Below are 15,295 nucleotides of genomic sequence, written 5' to 3' on the forward strand. Positions count from 1 at the left end.
GAATCCTATTACTCGGCGGTTACCAGGCTCGGCTGCCCCAGATTGGCCAGCCGGACACTGTTCTGCACTTGCTGGATCTCACCCGGCGAGCCGATCGGCCCCAGGCGCACCCGGTGCAGGGTCTGTTGATTGCGCACGATCGAGCTGATGAACACCGGAGCGCTCACCATCCCGCTCAGCTTCGAGCGCAGGAGCTCGGCAGCGTCCGGGTTGGCGAAGGCGCCCACCTGCAGATACTGGCCAGAGGCTTGCGCAGAAGCGTTTTTTTTTGCATCCAGTTGCACCGGCACAACGGCCGCGGCGTGCTGCTGTGCAGGTGGCGTCCATTGCTCGACGGTCCCCGTGGACGCCGTCATCACTGGCGCGGCTTTCGGCTCATTGAGCATCAAGGGTGCCGGCCGACCGCGCTGGGCCCACCATTCCTGCGGGTCGATACCCTCGACCTTGACCCGGGCGGTGCCGATCTCGGCATAACCGAGCTTCTTGGCCGCGGCGTAGGACAAATCGATGATCCGGTCCGAATAGAACGGCCCACGGTCATTGACCCGCAGGATCACGCTTTTGTGGTTATCCAGGTTGGTCACCCGGACATAACTCGGCAAGGGCAGGGTCTTGTGCGCGGCACTCATGCCATACAGGTCATACACCTCGCCATTGGCGGTGTTCTGCCCGTGGAACTTGGTGCCGTACCAGGAAGCCGTGCCCGAAGCGACATAACGCTTGGATTCGGCCATCGGGAAATAGGTCTTGCCCAGCACCGTATAAGGGTTGGCCTTGTACGGGCCGGTGTGCAGGGTCGGCGTGGCGTCGGGGATGCGCGATACATCGACGTCCCACCAGGGCGCGCCGTCTTTGTGGGCACGGTTGATGTCCAGGCCCGGCGTCGAACGTACGGCTGTCGTCGGGCCTTTCTGTTTCGGCGCCTGGGTTGACGAACAACTGACCACCAGCAAGGACAACGCGGCAAGAGCCACCAGCTTCAGGGGTTTGCGGTTTGGCGATGCCAGCATTACTTGACGCCCCGTGCTTGGACCAGCTGTTCAGAAAGCTGATGTACGGCCATGGCGTACATCACGCTGCGGTTATAACGCGTGATCGCGTAGAAATTCTTCAGGCCCATCCAGTATTCGGGGCCATTGTCACCTTCCAGGCGGAAAGCCGTGACCGGCATATCATCGCGCAGCGCATCATGACTCGACCAGCCCAGCGCCCGCAACTCCCCGACGGTTTTCGTCGGCTCGATACCGGTGGTCAGGCCTTCGTCGACCTGATCGCCACGCACTTCGGCCCGACTGACCACCGGCTGCCCGGCTTCCCAGCCGTGACGCTTGAAATAACTGGCGACGCTGCCGATGGCATCGTCCGGATTGGTCCAGATATTGATGTGGCCATCACCGTCGAAGTCCACAGCATAGGCGCGAAAACTGCTCGGCATGAACTGCGGCAAGCCCATGGCACCCGCGTAGGAGCCTTTCAGGGTCAGCGGATCGACCTGTTCTTCACGGGCCAGCAGCAGGAATTCGCGCAATTCCTTGCGGAAGAACTCGGCACGTGGCGGGTAATCGAAGCCCAGGGTCGACAGTGCATCGATCACCCGGTAATTACCGGTGTTGCGCCCAAAGAAGGTTTCGACGCCGATGATCGACACGATCACCTGGGCCGGCACGCCGTATTCCTGCTCGGCACGGGCCAGTACCGCTTCGTGCTGGCGCCAGAAGTCCACACCGCGGGCGATGCGCGCGTCGGTGATGAACATCGGCCGGTATTCTTTCCACTGCTTGACCCGCTCGGCGGGCCGGGAAATGGCGTCGAGGATCGACTGCTTGCGCTCGGCCTCGCGAAACACGCCCATCAACTGTTCGCCCGCGAAACCATAGTCGCGAGTCATTTCGCCCACGAATTCGGCTACTTGAGGGGAACCTTCATATTCGCCGCCGGCCAGCGCTTCCTGCGCCGCACCAAGGATGCCTACCAGACCGACCCACGGTGCATACCGAGCAGTCCAGCCACGCATTACTTGCATTGAATTCTTCACCTTATTCAAACCTGCGCGATCCACTTACGATGGGTATGGATCGACATCAAAACCCCAAACGCTGACAGCAGCGTCACCAGCGAAGTTCCTCCGTAGCTAATGAACGGCAACGGCACCCCCACGACCGGCAACAGGCCACTGACCATACCGATGTTGACGAAAACGTAAACAAAAAACGTCATGGTCAGGGCGCCGGCGAGCAATTTGCCGAACAGCGTCTGCGCCTGGGCGGTGATCACCAGCCCCCGACCGATCAGCAGCAGATAGATCAGCAGCAGGGCGCAAATGCCCACCAGGCCGAACTCTTCGCCCATGACCGCGATAATAAAGTCGGTGTGGCTCTCGGGCAAAAAGTCCAGGTGGGACTGAGTGCCGAGCAGCCAGCCCTTGCCGAAGACGCCGCCGGAGCCGATGGCCGCCTTGGACTGAATGATGTTCCAGCCAGTGCCTAATGGATCGCTTTCCGGGTCGAGGAAGGTCAGGATCCGTTGCTTCTGGTAGTCGTGCATGATGAAGAACCACATGGCGATCGCCACCGGTACCGCGGCGGCCAGCACGCTGAGGATCCAGCGCCAGCGCAGCCCGCCCATGAACAGCACGAAGGCGCCACCGGCGAGAATCAGCAGCGAGGTCCCGAGGTCCGGCTGGCGCACGATCAGAATGAACGGAATACCGATCAGGACCAGGCTGATGCCCACATGCTTGAGCTGCGGCGGCAAGGTGCGCTTGGCCAGGTACCAGGCGATGGTCGCCGGCATGATGATCTTCATGAATTCCGAGGGCTGGAAGCGAATCACCCCGGGGATGTTGATCCAGCGGGTGGCGCCCATGGCGTTGTGGCCCATGACATCCACCACCACCAGCAGTATCACGCCGAACACATAGGCCAGCGGCACCCAGCGCGCCATGAATCGGGGCTCGAGCTGGGCAATGACGATCATCGACACCAGGCCGATGCCGAACGACGTCGCCTGCTTGCCCAGCAGGTCCCAGCTCTTGCCGCTGGCCGAATACAGGACGAACAGGCTGCCGGCCGCCAGGGTCAGCAGCAGGATCAGCAATGGGCCGTCGATGTGCATGCGCTGCAGCAACGTCGCACGGCGACGCATCACATCCTCGCTGGACAGGATGCGATCGAAATTACTCTTCACGGGCCGTAGCCTCCGCACTGATAGGGCCGGCAAACTCAGGCTTGAGCAGGCCATCCGGACCGAGGAGCCAGGCGTCCATCACCTGGCGCACCACCGGGGCCGCCACGCCGGAACCGGACTCGCCGTTCTCGACCATGACCGAGACCACGATTTTCGGGTTTTCCGCCGGCGCGAAGCCGACGAACAAGGCGTGGTCGCGATGGCGCTCCTGGACCTTGGAGCGGTCGTACTTCTCGCCCTGCTTGATCGCGACCACCTGGGCCGTACCACTCTTGCCGGCGATCCGGTATTGCGAGCCGATGGCCGCCTTGCGCGCCGTACCGCGGGCGCCGTGCATCACCTGCTGCATGCCGTGATTGACCTTTGTCCAGTCCGACGGATCGCGCAGGATGATGTCCGGCATCGGGTTTTCGTCCACCGGCTTTTCGCCCTCGATGGTCTTGGCCAGGTGCGGACGGTTCCATTTACCCTTGTTCGCCACCAGCGCCGTGGCCTGGGCCAGCTGCAACGGGGTGGACTGCATGTAACCCTGGCCGATCCCGAGAATCAGCGTCTCGCCCGGGAACCAAGCCTGGCGACGGGTGGCACGCTTCCATTCCCGCGACGGCATCAGGCCCGGCGACTCCTCGAACATGTCCAGCGAGACCTTCTGGCCGATCCCGAACTTGTTCATGTAGGCCGACAACCGATCGATCCCCAGCTTGTGGGCCAGGTCATAGAAGTAGGTGTCGTTGGACCGCATGATCGCGGTGTCGAGGTCGACGTAACCGTCACCGCTGCGGTTCCAGTTACGGTACTTGTGATCGTAGTTGGGCAGTTGGTAGTAGCCCGGGTCATAGACCCGCGTGGAGGCCGTCACCACCCCGGAATCGAGACCGGCGATCGCCACCGCCGGCTTGATGGTCGAGCCCGGTGGATACAGGCCGCGCAGTACCCGGTTGAACAGTGGACGGTCGATGGAGTCGCGCAGCTCGGCATAAGCCTTGAAACTGATGCCGGTGACGAACAGGTTCGGGTCGAAGCTCGGCTGGCTGACCATGGCCAGCACTTCCCCGGTGCGAGGGTCCAGCGCGACCACCGCGCCGCGCCGGCCACCCAATGCCGCCTCCGCGGCTTCCTGCAGCTTGATGTCCAGGCTCAGGACAATATCCTTGCCGGGAATGGGGTCGGTACGCTTAAGCACTCGCAACACGCGGCCGCGAGCGTTGGTCTCGACCTCTTCGTAACCCACCTGGCCGTGCAGCTCGGGCTCGTAGAAGCGCTCGATACCGGTCTTGCCGATATGGTGGGTGCCGCTGTAGTTCACCGGGTCCAGGGTCTTCAGCTCTTTCTCGTTGATCCGCCCCATGTAACCCACCGAGTGCGCGAAGTGCGCACCCTGGGGATAATGACGAACCAACTGCGCCACCACTTCCACCCCAGGCAGGCGGAACTGGTTGACCGCGATCCGGGCGATCTGCTCTTCGTTGAGCTCGAACAGGATCGGCACCGGCTCGAACGGCCGACGCCCCTGTTTCATGCGCTTCTCGAACAGCACCCGGTCTTCCGGCGTCAGCTCCAGCACCTCGACAATGACATCGAGCACCTGGCGCCAGTCGCCGGAACGCTCGCGGGTCATGCTCAGGCTGAAGCTCGGCCGGTTGTCGGCCACCACCACGCCATTACGGTCGAAGATCAGGCCGCGGGTCGGCGGAATCGGCTGGACATGAACCCGGTTGTTTTCCGACAGGGTCGAGTGATAGTCGTACTGGATCACCTGCAGGTAATACAGCCGCGCGATCAGCACCCCGATCAGGCAGACCACGGCAATAGCCCCGAACACGACCCGGCCACGCACCAGACGGGCGTCTTTTTCGTGGTCCTTGATACGGATCGGCTGGGACATTAGGGGCGCGGACTATTTGTGATAAGGGTGCCCGGACAGGACTGTCCAGGCGCGATACAACTGTTCACCGATCAGGATCCGTACCAGCGGGTGCGGCAAGGTCAGCGGCGACAGCGACCAGCGCTGATCCGCCCGCGCGCAGACTTCCGGCGCCAGCCCCTCGGGGCCGCCAACCATGAAGTTCACGGTGCGCGAGTCGAGGCGCCAGCGATCCAGTTCCACCGCCAGTTGCTCGGTGCTCCAGGGCTTGCCGTGGACCTCGAGAGTGACGATCCGCTCGTTCGGGCCGACCTTGGCCAGCATGGCTTCGCCCTCCTGACGGATGAAACGAGCCACATCGGCGTTCTTGCCACGGGTATTGAGCGGTATTTCCACCAGTTCCAGCGCCAGTTCGGATGGCAGACGCTTGGCATACTCGTGCCAACCCTCTTCCACCCACTTGGGCATGCGTGAACCGACAGCGATCAGACGCAGGCGCACAGCCGTCCCTTATTGCTGGTCTTTGTTGAGCTTAGTGAAGTGCTCATGGGTATGCTCCGGGCTGTGGTGCTTGCCATCGGCCGCACGGCTCTGCTCGGCACCCTGCCACAGACGTTCCAGGTCGTAGAACTGGCGCGCGGAGGCGGTCATCATGTGCACGATCACGTCGTCCAGGTCCAGCAGCACCCAATCGCTGTCGCCCTTGCCTTCTTCACCCAGCGGCTTGACGCCCTGGGCCTTGACCATCTCGCGGACCTTTTCCAGCATCGCGCCGATCTGGCGGTTGGAAGTACCGGTGGCGATGATCATGTAGTCGGTGATGCTCTGCTTTTCGCGAACATCGATCACCAGGACGTCCTGGGCCTTGACGTCTTCCAGCGCGGCGACTGCCACCTTGACCAGATCTTCGCCTTTCATTACTTGGTTAGTCATATAAAACTCGTTCAGCTCGTATGTGTGGCGCGTTGCACGGCATCAGCCGGCAGCGCGCCTTCAGTTCGGCCCACGGTAAAGACCGTGTGCATCGATATAGGCCAGGACCGCATCAGGCACCAGGAAACGTACCGACTTACCGCTGGCCAGCAGTTGACGGATCTGGGTGGCGGACACCGCGAGCGGTGTCTGCCAGACGAATGCAATGTGTCCTCCGGGCCCTTGCAGGGCCAGGGGATCGCTCACCGAGCGCGCCGCCAGCAGGTTGCGCAACGCATCCGGCGGCTCGCTATCGGCATCCGGGCGTTGCAGCACCAGGATGTGGCAATGCTGGAGCAACTCTTCCCAGCGATGCCAGGTAGGCAGGCCGCAAAAAGCGTCCCAGCCCAGCAACAGGAACAACTGGTCATCCGCGGCCATCTCGGCCCGCATCTGTTCCAGGGTGTCTAGGGTGTAGGACGGCTTGTCCCGTTTCAGCTCACGGTCGTCCACCACCAGGGGTGAAACGCCCGCCACCGCACACTCGACCATCGCCAGACGGTCCAGCGCCGACACCTGCGGTGCATCGCGATGCGGCGGCCGCGCGCTGGGGGTCAGGCGCAGCTCATCGAGCCCCAGCGAATCGGCCACCTCCAGCGCACTGCGCAGGTGACCGATGTGCACGGGGTCGAAGGTACCGCCCAGCAGACCGATACGTTTGCTCATCAAGTGCGCACATGGCCGTCGCCGAAGACGACATATTTCTCGCTGGTCAGCCCTTCCAGGCCGACCGGACCACGGGCGTGCAGCTTGTCGGTGGAAATACCGATCTCCGCGCCCAGGCCATATTCGAAACCGTCGGCAAACCGGGTCGAGGCATTGACCATCACCGAGCTGGAATCCACCTCATTGAGGAAACGCCGGGCGTCGGTGAAGTTCTCGGTGACGATGGCGTCGGTGTGGTGCGAACCGTAGGTGTTGATGTGCTCGATGGCCGCGTCCAGGCTGTCGACCACCAGGATCGACAGGATCGGCGCGGTGTATTCGGTGCTCCAGTCTTCTTCGGTGGCCTCGATCACATCGTCGCCCAGCAAGGCCCGGGTACGCGGGCAACCGCGCAGTTCGACCTGCTTGTCGCGATAGATCGCCGCCAGCGGCGGCAGTACGCGCTCGGCAATACCGGCGTGGACCAGTAGGGTCTCCATGGTATTGCAGGGTGCGTAGCGCTGGGTCTTGGCGTTGTCGGCGATGCGAATCGCCTTGTCCAGGTCGGCCGCCACGTCGATGAACACATGGCAGACGCCGTCCAGGTGCTTGATCACCGGCACCTTGGCGTCGCGGCTGACCCGCTCGATCAGGCTCTTGCCGCCACGCGGCACGATCACGTCGACGAACTCGGGCATGGTGATCAGCGCGCCAACGGCCGCGCGGTCGGTGGTTTCCACCACCTGCACCACTTGCGCCGGCAGGCCGGCCACCGCCAGCCCTTGCTGGATGCAGGTGGCAATGGCGCGGTTGGAATTGATCGCCTCGGAGCCGCCCCGCAAGATGGTCGCGTTACCGGACTTCAGGCACAGGCTGGCGGCGTCGATGGTCACGTTGGGACGCGACTCGTAGATAATGCCGATCACGCCCAGGGGCACGCGCATCTTGCCGACCTGGATGCCCGAAGGCAGGTAGCGCATATCGCGGATTTCACCGATGGGGTCAGGCAGCTTGGCCACCTGACGCAGGCCTTCGATCATTTCGTCGATACGCACCGGAGTCAGCGCCAGACGATCGAGCAATGCCGGTTCCAGACCATTGGCCCGGCCGTTGGCCAGGTCCTGCTCATTGGCGGCGCTCAGCTCGGGGCGAGCAGCGTCCAATGCATCGGCAGCCGCCAGCAATGCGCGGTTTTTCTGCGCAGTGGTGGCACGGGCGATTACCCGCGAAGCTTCGCGGGCAGCGCGACCCAAACGGGTCATGTAGTCAAGAACGGACTCAGTCATGGTCTGCTGTGGTCTTGGCAAAGAGGAAAGCGGCTGATTATAGCTGTCGCGCCGGTCCACGGACAGCGGTCACGGGCGGATGGTCGAAATGGACGGCAAATACCTCTCGTTCAGCCTGAATTAAGCCTGGAATTGATATCATTCCGACCCAACTCCCGTCATCGCTCCTGGCTACCATGTCCATTCTGTCCACCCCGACGCTGCCCAAGGCCCTGCCCGACCGCTTTTTCGATCGTGATGCCCAGGTCCTGGCCCGTGAACTGCTCGGCAAAATCATCCGCCATCGGGTCGGCGATCTGTGGTTGTCGGCGCGCATTATCGAAACAGAAGCCTATTACTGCGAGGAAAAAGGCAGCCATGCCTCCCTCGGCTACACAGAAAAGCGTAAGGCTTTGTTTCTGGACGGCGGCCACATCTATATGTATTACGCCCGTGGCGGCGATTCGCTGAACTTCAGCGCCCAGGGGCCGGGCAACGCGGTGCTGATCAAGTCGGCCTACCCCTGGGTCGACGAAGTCTCCGGCCCCGCCAGCCTGGCGCAGATGCTGCTGAACAATCCCGATGCCAGTGGCCGGCCGCGCCCCTCGCAAAAGCTCTGCGCCGGCCAGACCCTGCTGTGCAAGGCCCTCGGCCTGAAAGTCCCGGTATGGGATGCCAAGCGCTTCGACCATGAAGTGCTGTTCGTCGAGGATGTCGGCACGCCCGTCGCCAGCATCATCCAGACCACTCGCCTGGGCATTCCCCACGGCCGCGACGAACACTTGATGTACCGCTTTGTCGATGCCGCCTACGCCCCCTACTGCACCCGGAACCCGCTACGTCGCGGGCAGGTCGAAGGTCGCGACTATCTGTTGCTCGATTGATCCCTTTCGCAGGAGCCGGCGTGCCCGCGGATGGCCTAATCGCGAGCAAACCCGTTTCTACAGTTGAACCACCGAATAACCGGAGTTGAAAACCTATGGGCCAATGGCTCGATGGAATAACCGGCTGGCTGACGATGAACCCCCAATGGCTGGCGGCAGCCGTGTTCATCGTCGCTTGCGTCGAATGCCTGGCGATTGCCGGCCTGATCGTACCCGGCACCGTGCTGCTGTTCGCCATTGCCGTGATGGCCGGCAGCGGCGCACTGTCCCTGGGTGAAACCCTGGCGCTGGGGTTCTTTGGCGGCTTGCTCGGGGACATGGTGTCTTATCTGCTGGGCCGGCGTTTTCACCAGAATATCCGCCGCCTGCCGGGCCTGCGCCATCACCCGGAATGGATCAACGGCGCCGAAGCCTATTTCCAGCGGTATGGCATCGCCAGCCTGTTGGTTGGGCGCTTTATCGGCCCCTTGCGGCCCATGCTGCCGATGGTCGCCGGGATGTTCGACATGTCGTTCCCGCGCTTTTTCGCCGTCAGCCTGCTGGCCGCGGCCGGCTGGACCGTGGCCTACCTGCTGCCGGGCTGGGCCACGGGCGCGGCGATCCGCCTGCCCTTGCCTGAAGGTTTCTGGCCGCAGGCGGGAATAGTCGCCGCCAGCATCGCCGTGCTGCTGGGCCTGAGCATCAACAGCACCGTGCGCCGCCATCGCAAGGCCAGCCCGCTGGTGGCCGGCCTCAGCCTGGCGATCCTGGCGGGGCTGTTCATCGGCTACCCCTACTTGAACCATTTCGACCAGGGCCTGATGGCGCTGGTCCAGGAGCACCGCAGCCCGGCAATGGACGAGGTGATGGTGGTGCTCACCCAGTTCGGCGAATTCCGCACCATGCTGTTCGCCAGCGCCCTGGTCACCCTGCTGTTGCTGATTGCCCGGCAATGGCGGCAGGCGATTTTCGCGGGCACCACGCTGCTGGGCACCGCATTGGCCAACACCGGCACCAAGCTGTTCTTCGCCCGGGTACGCCCGGAACTCCTGACCGACCCACTGACCAGCTACAGCATGCCCAGCGGCCACAGCTCCGGTTCGTTCGCCCTGTTCCTGACCCTGGCGATACTCGCCGGTCGCGGCCAGCCGCCGCGCATGCGCCTGACCTGGCTGCTGCTGGGCTGCCTGCCGGCGGCGGCGATTGCCTTGTCACGGATTTACCTGGGCGCGCATTGGCCCTCAGACATCCTTGCCGGCGCCATGCTTGCCGCCTGCGGGTGCGCCGCCAGCCTGTGGTTCGCCCAGCGCCAGACACCACTGGAGCCCATGCCGGCCAAGATCTGGTGGCTGGTATTGCCGGCGCTGATGGCGCTGTTCGGCTTCGAAGCCGTCAGGCATCTGCCCCACGCCATGTTGCGTTATGCCTACTAGATAGAGCGAGCGCCCCTGTAGCCGCTGCCGCAGGCTGCGATAGGCCGAAGGCCTTCAGCGGTTTCGGAATCTGCGCCCACTGTGTGGGCGATCGCAGCCTGCGGCAGCGGCTACAGGATCAGGATCAGGCGAACAATTCGCCCTGCAATTCGTCCAGCAAGGCCTGGATCGCATCCAGGCGTTGTTGCGGATCGTCCAGTTGCAACAGGTCGATCTTGTCCAGCTCGGAGAACGGCAACAGGTAGGCCAGCTGGTTGGCCAGCGACTGCTGGCCGGTGGCTTCGGTGCCCATGTTCAGGGCTTCGACCATCGGGTGTTCGGCCAGCGCCTTGAGCAAGGCGATCAAGTCCCCGTCTTCATCCTGCAGCGGCCGCTCCGGCGCCTCGTCCAACCACTCGACTTCAGCCACCCGCAACTGATCGCGCTGCACTTCGCTGCTCAGCACCCGAAAACGCCGCCCGCCCTTGACCCGAATCCCCAGCAGGCCGTTGTCCTGCTGATGGAAGTCGGTGATCAGCGCTTCACAACCCACCCGCGCAAAACCTTCCGGGGCGATGCCCACCTCTTCGCCTTCGAGGATGCACACCACGCCGAAGCCACTGCCCTGTTTCATGCAGCGACCGATCATGTCCAGGTAGCGCGCCTCGAAAATCTGCAAGTCGAGAATGCAGTCGGGGAACAGCACCGTGTTCAGCGGGAAAAGCGCCAGGCTCATACAGATTTCCTTAAACCACCAACGACACCGCCAACGGCAGGAAGACCGCCGTGGCCACACCCATCAGACTCATCGCCAGCGCCGCGAAAGCACCGCACTCATCACTTTCCTGCAAGGCCACCGAAGTGCCCACCGCGTGAGCCGTCATGCCCAGCGCCATGCCCCGGGCTTCCGGGCTATGCACCTGCAGGCGGTTGAGGATGGCCGGACCGAAAATCGCCCCGATCACCCCGGTGATCAACACGAATACAGCAGCCAGCGCTGCGACACCGCCAATCTGTTCGGCCACCAGCATGGCGATCGGCGAGGTCACCGACTTCGGCGCCATGGTCATCAGGATCATGTTCTCGGCACCGAACCACCATCCCAGCAGTACGCCCAGGCCGGTGGCGACCACCCCTCCAATCACCAGCGTAGTAAATATCGGCCAGAACAACTGTCGAATCCGCCGCAGGTTGAGGTACAGCGGTACGGCCAGCGCCACCGTGGCCGGCCCCAGGAGAATGCTCAGGATCTCCGTGCTTTTGCGGTACTCGGCGTAGCTCAAGCCACAGCTCAGCAGCACGCCGATCACCAGCAACATGGAGACCAGCACCGGTTGCAGAAAGATCCAGCGGGTTTTCTCGAAGGCCGCGAGCACCAGTTGATAGGCGCCCAGGGTAATGCCGATGCCGAACAATGGATGGTGGATCACCGACACCCAGGCGCCCTGCCAATCGAACATCATTGGCCGCCCTCCCGATGTCCGTGGCGCTTGACCAGCCGCTGCATCAGCACGCCGACGAAGGCCATGGAGATCACCAGCGACAACACCAGCGCGCCGACTATCGCCCAGAAGTCCGCGGCGATATCCGCCGCGTACACCATCACGCCCACCGCGGGCGGCACCAGCAACAGCGGCAGGTAACGCAAGAGACTGGAAGCGGCCAGGTTCAGCGGCTCGCCCAACTCGCCGCGCGCCACCAGGAAGATCAGCAGCAACAGCAGGCCGACAATCGGCCCCGGCAGGATCGGCAGGAACAGATGATTGATCGCCGTGCCGAGCAATTGAAACAGCACCAGCCAGGTCAAACCGCGTAACAACATCTCTCATCTCCCCCGAAAAAACGCCGGGCATTATAAGCACGCGAACGCTATGGACCGGCATTCGCCAAAAGCATGGAAGGTTGACCGGAGCAAACCCCCATGATGATCTACAGTGGGTGGTCAGGGGGTACGGCCCCCGCCCCTTTAGAACGATAAAACCGATGAACCCAAGGAGAGTCTCAATGCCGTATGTTCCTGTTGCAGAGCTCAAAGATTATGTCGGAAAGGAACTAGGACGTTCCGAATGGCTCACCATCGATCAGCAGCGTATCAACCTGTTCGCCGAAGCCACGGGTGACTTCCAGTTCATCCACGTAGACCCGGTGAAAGCCGCCCAGACGCCGTTCGGCGGCACCATTGCCCACGGTTTCCTGTCGCTGTCGCTGATCCCGAAACTGATGGAAGACATCCTGATCCTGCCCGAGGGTCTGAAGATGGCGGTCAACTACGGCCTGGACAGCGTGCGCTTCATCCAGCCGGTCAAGGTCGATTCCAGGGTCCGCCTCAAGGTCGACCTGGTGGACGTCACCGAGAAGAAACCCGGCCAATGGCTGCTCAAGGCCACCGCCACACTGGAAATCGAAGGCCAGGAAAAACCAGCCTACATCGCCGAGCCCTTGTCCCTCTGCTTTGTCTGAAACCTTCCTGATGCGAAACAGCTCACGCTGTTTCGCGCAGCCTCTCTATATATAAGCCTCGCTGCTGCGGCATACTCGGTCCCCTAATTATCCGGATCCCGCTATGCACCCACTTGTACCCCTGGCTCTGACCCTGTTGCTCACCGCATGTGGAGACGGCGAATCGCTGCTGCCTCCCGACGCCCGTCTGCCGGACGGTGGCCGCTACCGCGGCGATGTGGTCAACGGGTTGCTGCAGGGACAGGGGCGCATCGACTACCCCAACGGCAGCTGGTATGCCGGCCAGTTCGACAGCGGCCAGTGGCACGGCCAGGGCGAATGGCACGGCAGCGACGGCGAGGTCTACCGCGGTCAATTCCAGCAGGGCCTGTTCCACGGCCAGGGCAGCCTGACCACCAAGGACAGCAGCTATACCGGCGGTTTCAAACTGGGCCGGCGCGACGGTGAAGGCACCCTCAAGGAACGCGGCATGACCTACCGCGGCGAATTCAAGTCCGACCTGTATTCCGGGCTCGGCCGTCTCGAGCTGGAAGACGGCAGCCAGTACCAGGGCCAGTTCTCCCGCGGCAAACCCAACGGCGAAGGCCAGCGCAGCGATGCCAGCGGCAACCAGTTCAGCGGCCACTTCGTCGATGGCCAGCTGGAAGGCAACGGCACCTTCAGCAGCGCCGAGGGCGACCTCTACGTCGGCGGCTTCAAACAGAACCAGCTCAGCGGCAAGGGCCGCTACGAAAACGCCGACGGCGATGTCTGGATCGGCCAGTTCAAGGAAGGCGCCCTCAGTGGCAAGGGAGAGCTGATTGGCGTCGACGGCAGTCACTACATCGGCCGTTTCAGCGACTGGCGCTTCAGCGGCCAGGGCCGCCTGAACCTCAGCGACGGCAGCTTCTATATCGGCGGCTTCGAAGGCGACAACTACCAGGGCCACGGTGTGCTGGTGCTGCGCGATGGCACCGTGCAAAGCGGCGACTGGATCAATGGCCTGCGGGTTCGCGATGCCGACGGCCGACTGTTGCCCGACCCACTGGAGACCGGCCTGCTGGCCCAGGGCCGCCTGCTCGACGACGCCCTCAGCGCGGTGCCGGCGTCGACCCCCGCCATCGAGCTCTACAGCCTGACGCTGGCCGGCGATGGCAAGCAAAGCGTGTTTCTGCGCGAGGCCGACTATGTCAGCAACATGCTCGCCACCCGCTTCGGCGCCTACGGCCAGATCCGCCTGGTCAACCACCGCGACCGCCTCGACAGCCGGCCCATGGCCACCCGGGAAAACCTGCGGCGCGCGGTACAGGTCCTGGCCGAACGCAGCGGCCCGGAAGACCTGCTGTTTATCTACCTGACCAGCCACGGCACCAGCGAACACGAACTGGTGCTCGACCAGCCGCGCCTGGAGCTGGCCGACCTGCCGGCCGACGAGTTGGCCGCGGTACTGGCGCCACTGAAAAACCGCGACAAGATCATCGTGATCTCGGCCTGTTATTCCGGCGGGTTCATTCCCGCGCTCAAGGATGAGCGGACCCTGATCATGACCGCTTCGCAGGCCGACCGCGTATCGTTCGGCTGCTCGGAAGAAGCCGACTTCACCTACTTCGGCGACGCCCTGTTCGCCCAGGCGCTGAACCAGACCGACGACCTGGAACAGGCCTTCAAGCTGGCCCGGGCGACCGTGGCCGAACGCGAACAGGCGGACAACTTCGAAGCATCCGAACCGCAAATCTGGGCGCCCAAGGGGGTCTTGGTGCACTGGCAGCATCTGCGCAAGCAACAAGCACGAAAGGCGCTGCAAAGCGCCGCCAACGACAGCAAGGAAGCAAAGAGCAACTAAGCTGAAACAGTATCAAGGGGGAAACATTATGTACTTGACGCCTCAGCATATCTTGCTCGCCGGCGCGACCGGCCTGACTGGCGAGCACTTGCTCGACCGCCTGCTCAACGAACCCACAGTAACCCGCGTACTGGCGCCCAGCCGGCGCCCCTTGAGCGAACATCCGCGCCTGGAAAACCCGGTCGGCGACCCGGCGGTGCTCCTGCCGCAGCTCAGCGGCCGGGTGGACCTGGCGTTCTGCTGCCTGGGCACCACGATCAAGAAAGCCGGCTCCGAACAGGCATTCCGCGCCGTCGACCTGGACCTGGTGGTGGCCTTCGGCAAACGCGCGCGAGAGATGGGTGCGCGACACCTGGTGGTGATCAGCGCCCTGGGCGCGGACGCGAAATCCTCGATTTTCTACAACCGGGTCAAAGGCGAAATGGAACAGGCGCTGAAGGCCCAGGACTGGCCGCAACTGACTATTTGCCGGCCGTCGCTGCTGCTTGGCGAACGCATCGAACCGCGCCTTGCCGAACAGCTGGCCGGCCCGCTGTCCAAGCTGATTCCCGGCAAATACCACGGCATCGAAGCCTGCCATCTGGCCCGGGCCATGTGGCGCCTGGCGCTGGAAGAGCAGGATGGCGTGCGGATCGTCGAGTCCGACGAATTGCGCAAGCTGGGTAAATAAACGCCATGGATCTCGCCTGTAGCCGCTGCCGCAGGCTGCGATCGACTGCGCAGCAGGCGCAATCCTGACGACGCGATTTGCCGCACCACCGCGCAGCCCGCCTCTACGGCCGCTACGCGACCGATCGCAGCCTTAG

The 15,295-nt window shown here is 63.2% G+C and carries 15 protein-coding genes and 1 pseudogene; 5 read left to right on the forward strand and 11 right to left on the reverse strand.

Going from position 1 to position 15,295, the window contains the following annotated elements; translation table 11 throughout:
- Nucleotides 1-8: 8 nt before the first annotated feature.
- The 8 genes and pseudogenes from CRO75_RS09875 to CRO75_RS09910 all read right to left on the reverse strand — a co-directional run bounded on the left by CRO75_RS09875 (nucleotide 9) and on the right by CRO75_RS09910 (nucleotide 7,953).
- A complete protein-coding gene (locus tag CRO75_RS09875; RefSeq protein WP_007927105.1) occupies nucleotides 9-1,010 on the reverse strand; it encodes a septal ring lytic transglycosylase RlpA family protein in 1,002 nt (333 codons plus the stop codon).
- On the reverse strand, nucleotides 1,010-2,023 hold the full coding sequence (gene mltB, locus CRO75_RS09880; protein WP_009045789.1) for a lytic murein transglycosylase B: 1,014 nt from the start codon (nucleotides 2,021-2,023) through the stop codon (nucleotides 1,010-1,012). The genes CRO75_RS09875 and mltB overlap by 1 nt, the downstream gene beginning before the upstream one ends.
- 17 nt (nucleotides 2,024-2,040) lie before the next feature.
- Nucleotides 2,041-3,144 (reverse strand): rod shape-determining protein RodA, encoded by a 1,104-nt coding sequence (gene rodA / locus CRO75_RS09885; protein WP_051003959.1) that lies wholly within the window; start codon nucleotides 3,142-3,144, stop codon nucleotides 2,041-2,043.
- Between the two features lie 31 nt (nucleotides 3,145-3,175).
- The gene (gene mrdA / locus CRO75_RS09890; protein WP_007927109.1) at nucleotides 3,176-5,071 is read right to left on the reverse strand and encodes a penicillin-binding protein 2; all 1,896 of its coding nucleotides are present in this window, start codon (nucleotides 5,069-5,071) and stop codon (nucleotides 3,176-3,178) included.
- A 12-nt stretch (nucleotides 5,072-5,083) separates the two neighbouring features.
- Nucleotides 5,084-5,551 (reverse strand): 23S rRNA (pseudouridine(1915)-N(3))-methyltransferase RlmH, encoded by a 468-nt coding sequence (gene rlmH, locus CRO75_RS09895; protein ID WP_003185785.1) that lies wholly within the window; start codon nucleotides 5,549-5,551, stop codon nucleotides 5,084-5,086.
- Between the two features lie 9 nt (nucleotides 5,552-5,560).
- Nucleotides 5,561-5,968, reverse strand: a pseudogene (gene rsfS / locus CRO75_RS09900) (ribosome silencing factor); the annotation flags it as partial.
- Between the two features lie 75 nt (nucleotides 5,969-6,043).
- Nucleotides 6,044-6,688, reverse strand: a complete 645-nt coding sequence (gene nadD, locus CRO75_RS09905; RefSeq protein ID WP_007927112.1) for a nicotinate-nucleotide adenylyltransferase — start codon at nucleotides 6,686-6,688, stop codon at nucleotides 6,044-6,046.
- Complete coding sequence (locus CRO75_RS09910; protein ID WP_009045791.1) at nucleotides 6,688-7,953, reverse strand: glutamate-5-semialdehyde dehydrogenase; 1,266 nt, start codon at nucleotides 7,951-7,953, stop codon at nucleotides 6,688-6,690. Before CRO75_RS09910 ends, nadD begins: the two co-directional genes overlap by 1 nt.
- Nucleotides 7,954-8,129: 176 nt before the next feature.
- On the opposite strand from CRO75_RS09910, the gene CRO75_RS09915 reads away from it, so the two are divergent.
- Nucleotides 8,130-8,816 (forward strand): DNA-3-methyladenine glycosylase, encoded by a 687-nt coding sequence (locus CRO75_RS09915; protein ID WP_007927114.1) that lies wholly within the window; start codon nucleotides 8,130-8,132, stop codon nucleotides 8,814-8,816.
- A 95-nt stretch (nucleotides 8,817-8,911) separates the two neighbouring features.
- Entirely contained in the window at nucleotides 8,912-10,228 is a 1,317-nt protein-coding gene (locus CRO75_RS09920) for a bifunctional DedA family/phosphatase PAP2 family protein (RefSeq protein ID WP_097135113.1), read from the forward strand.
- A 124-nt stretch (nucleotides 10,229-10,352) separates the two neighbouring features.
- On the opposite strand, the gene CRO75_RS09925 is transcribed toward CRO75_RS09920, so the two are convergent.
- The 3 genes from CRO75_RS09925 to CRO75_RS09935 are packed head-to-tail and all read right to left on the reverse strand — an operon-like array spanning nucleotide 10,353 to nucleotide 12,029.
- Nucleotides 10,353-10,943, reverse strand: coding sequence for an LON peptidase substrate-binding domain-containing protein (locus tag CRO75_RS09925; protein ID WP_007927116.1), 591 nt, complete (start codon nucleotides 10,941-10,943; stop codon nucleotides 10,353-10,355).
- Nucleotides 10,944-10,953: 10 nt separating this feature from the next.
- Nucleotides 10,954-11,670, reverse strand: coding sequence for an LrgB family protein (locus CRO75_RS09930; protein WP_097135114.1), 717 nt, complete (start codon nucleotides 11,668-11,670; stop codon nucleotides 10,954-10,956).
- Nucleotides 11,667-12,029, reverse strand: coding sequence for a CidA/LrgA family protein (locus tag CRO75_RS09935; protein WP_097135115.1), 363 nt, complete (start codon nucleotides 12,027-12,029; stop codon nucleotides 11,667-11,669). Before CRO75_RS09935 ends, CRO75_RS09930 begins: the two co-directional genes overlap by 4 nt.
- Before the next feature lie 182 nt (nucleotides 12,030-12,211).
- Here CRO75_RS09935 and CRO75_RS09940 point away from each other — a divergent pair, with 182 nt between their 5' ends.
- The 3 genes from CRO75_RS09940 to CRO75_RS09950 all read left to right on the forward strand — a co-directional run bounded on the left by CRO75_RS09940 (nucleotide 12,212) and on the right by CRO75_RS09950 (nucleotide 15,159).
- Entirely contained in the window at nucleotides 12,212-12,667 is a 456-nt protein-coding gene (locus CRO75_RS09940; RefSeq protein ID WP_053281082.1) for a MaoC family dehydratase, read from the forward strand.
- A 103-nt stretch (nucleotides 12,668-12,770) separates the two neighbouring features.
- On the forward strand, nucleotides 12,771-14,489 hold the full coding sequence (locus CRO75_RS09945; protein ID WP_097135116.1) for a C13 family peptidase: 1,719 nt from the start codon (nucleotides 12,771-12,773) through the stop codon (nucleotides 14,487-14,489).
- 28 nt (nucleotides 14,490-14,517) lie between these two features.
- On the forward strand, nucleotides 14,518-15,159 hold the full coding sequence (locus tag CRO75_RS09950) for an oxidoreductase (protein WP_009045797.1): 642 nt from the start codon (nucleotides 14,518-14,520) through the stop codon (nucleotides 15,157-15,159).
- Nucleotides 15,160-15,295: the final 136 nt, after the last annotated feature.

The organism is Pseudomonas sp. LAMO17WK12:I10 (genome assembly GCF_900215185.1).
GTDB classification, from domain to species: Bacteria; Pseudomonadota; Gammaproteobacteria; order Pseudomonadales; family Pseudomonadaceae; genus Aquipseudomonas; species Aquipseudomonas chlororaphis.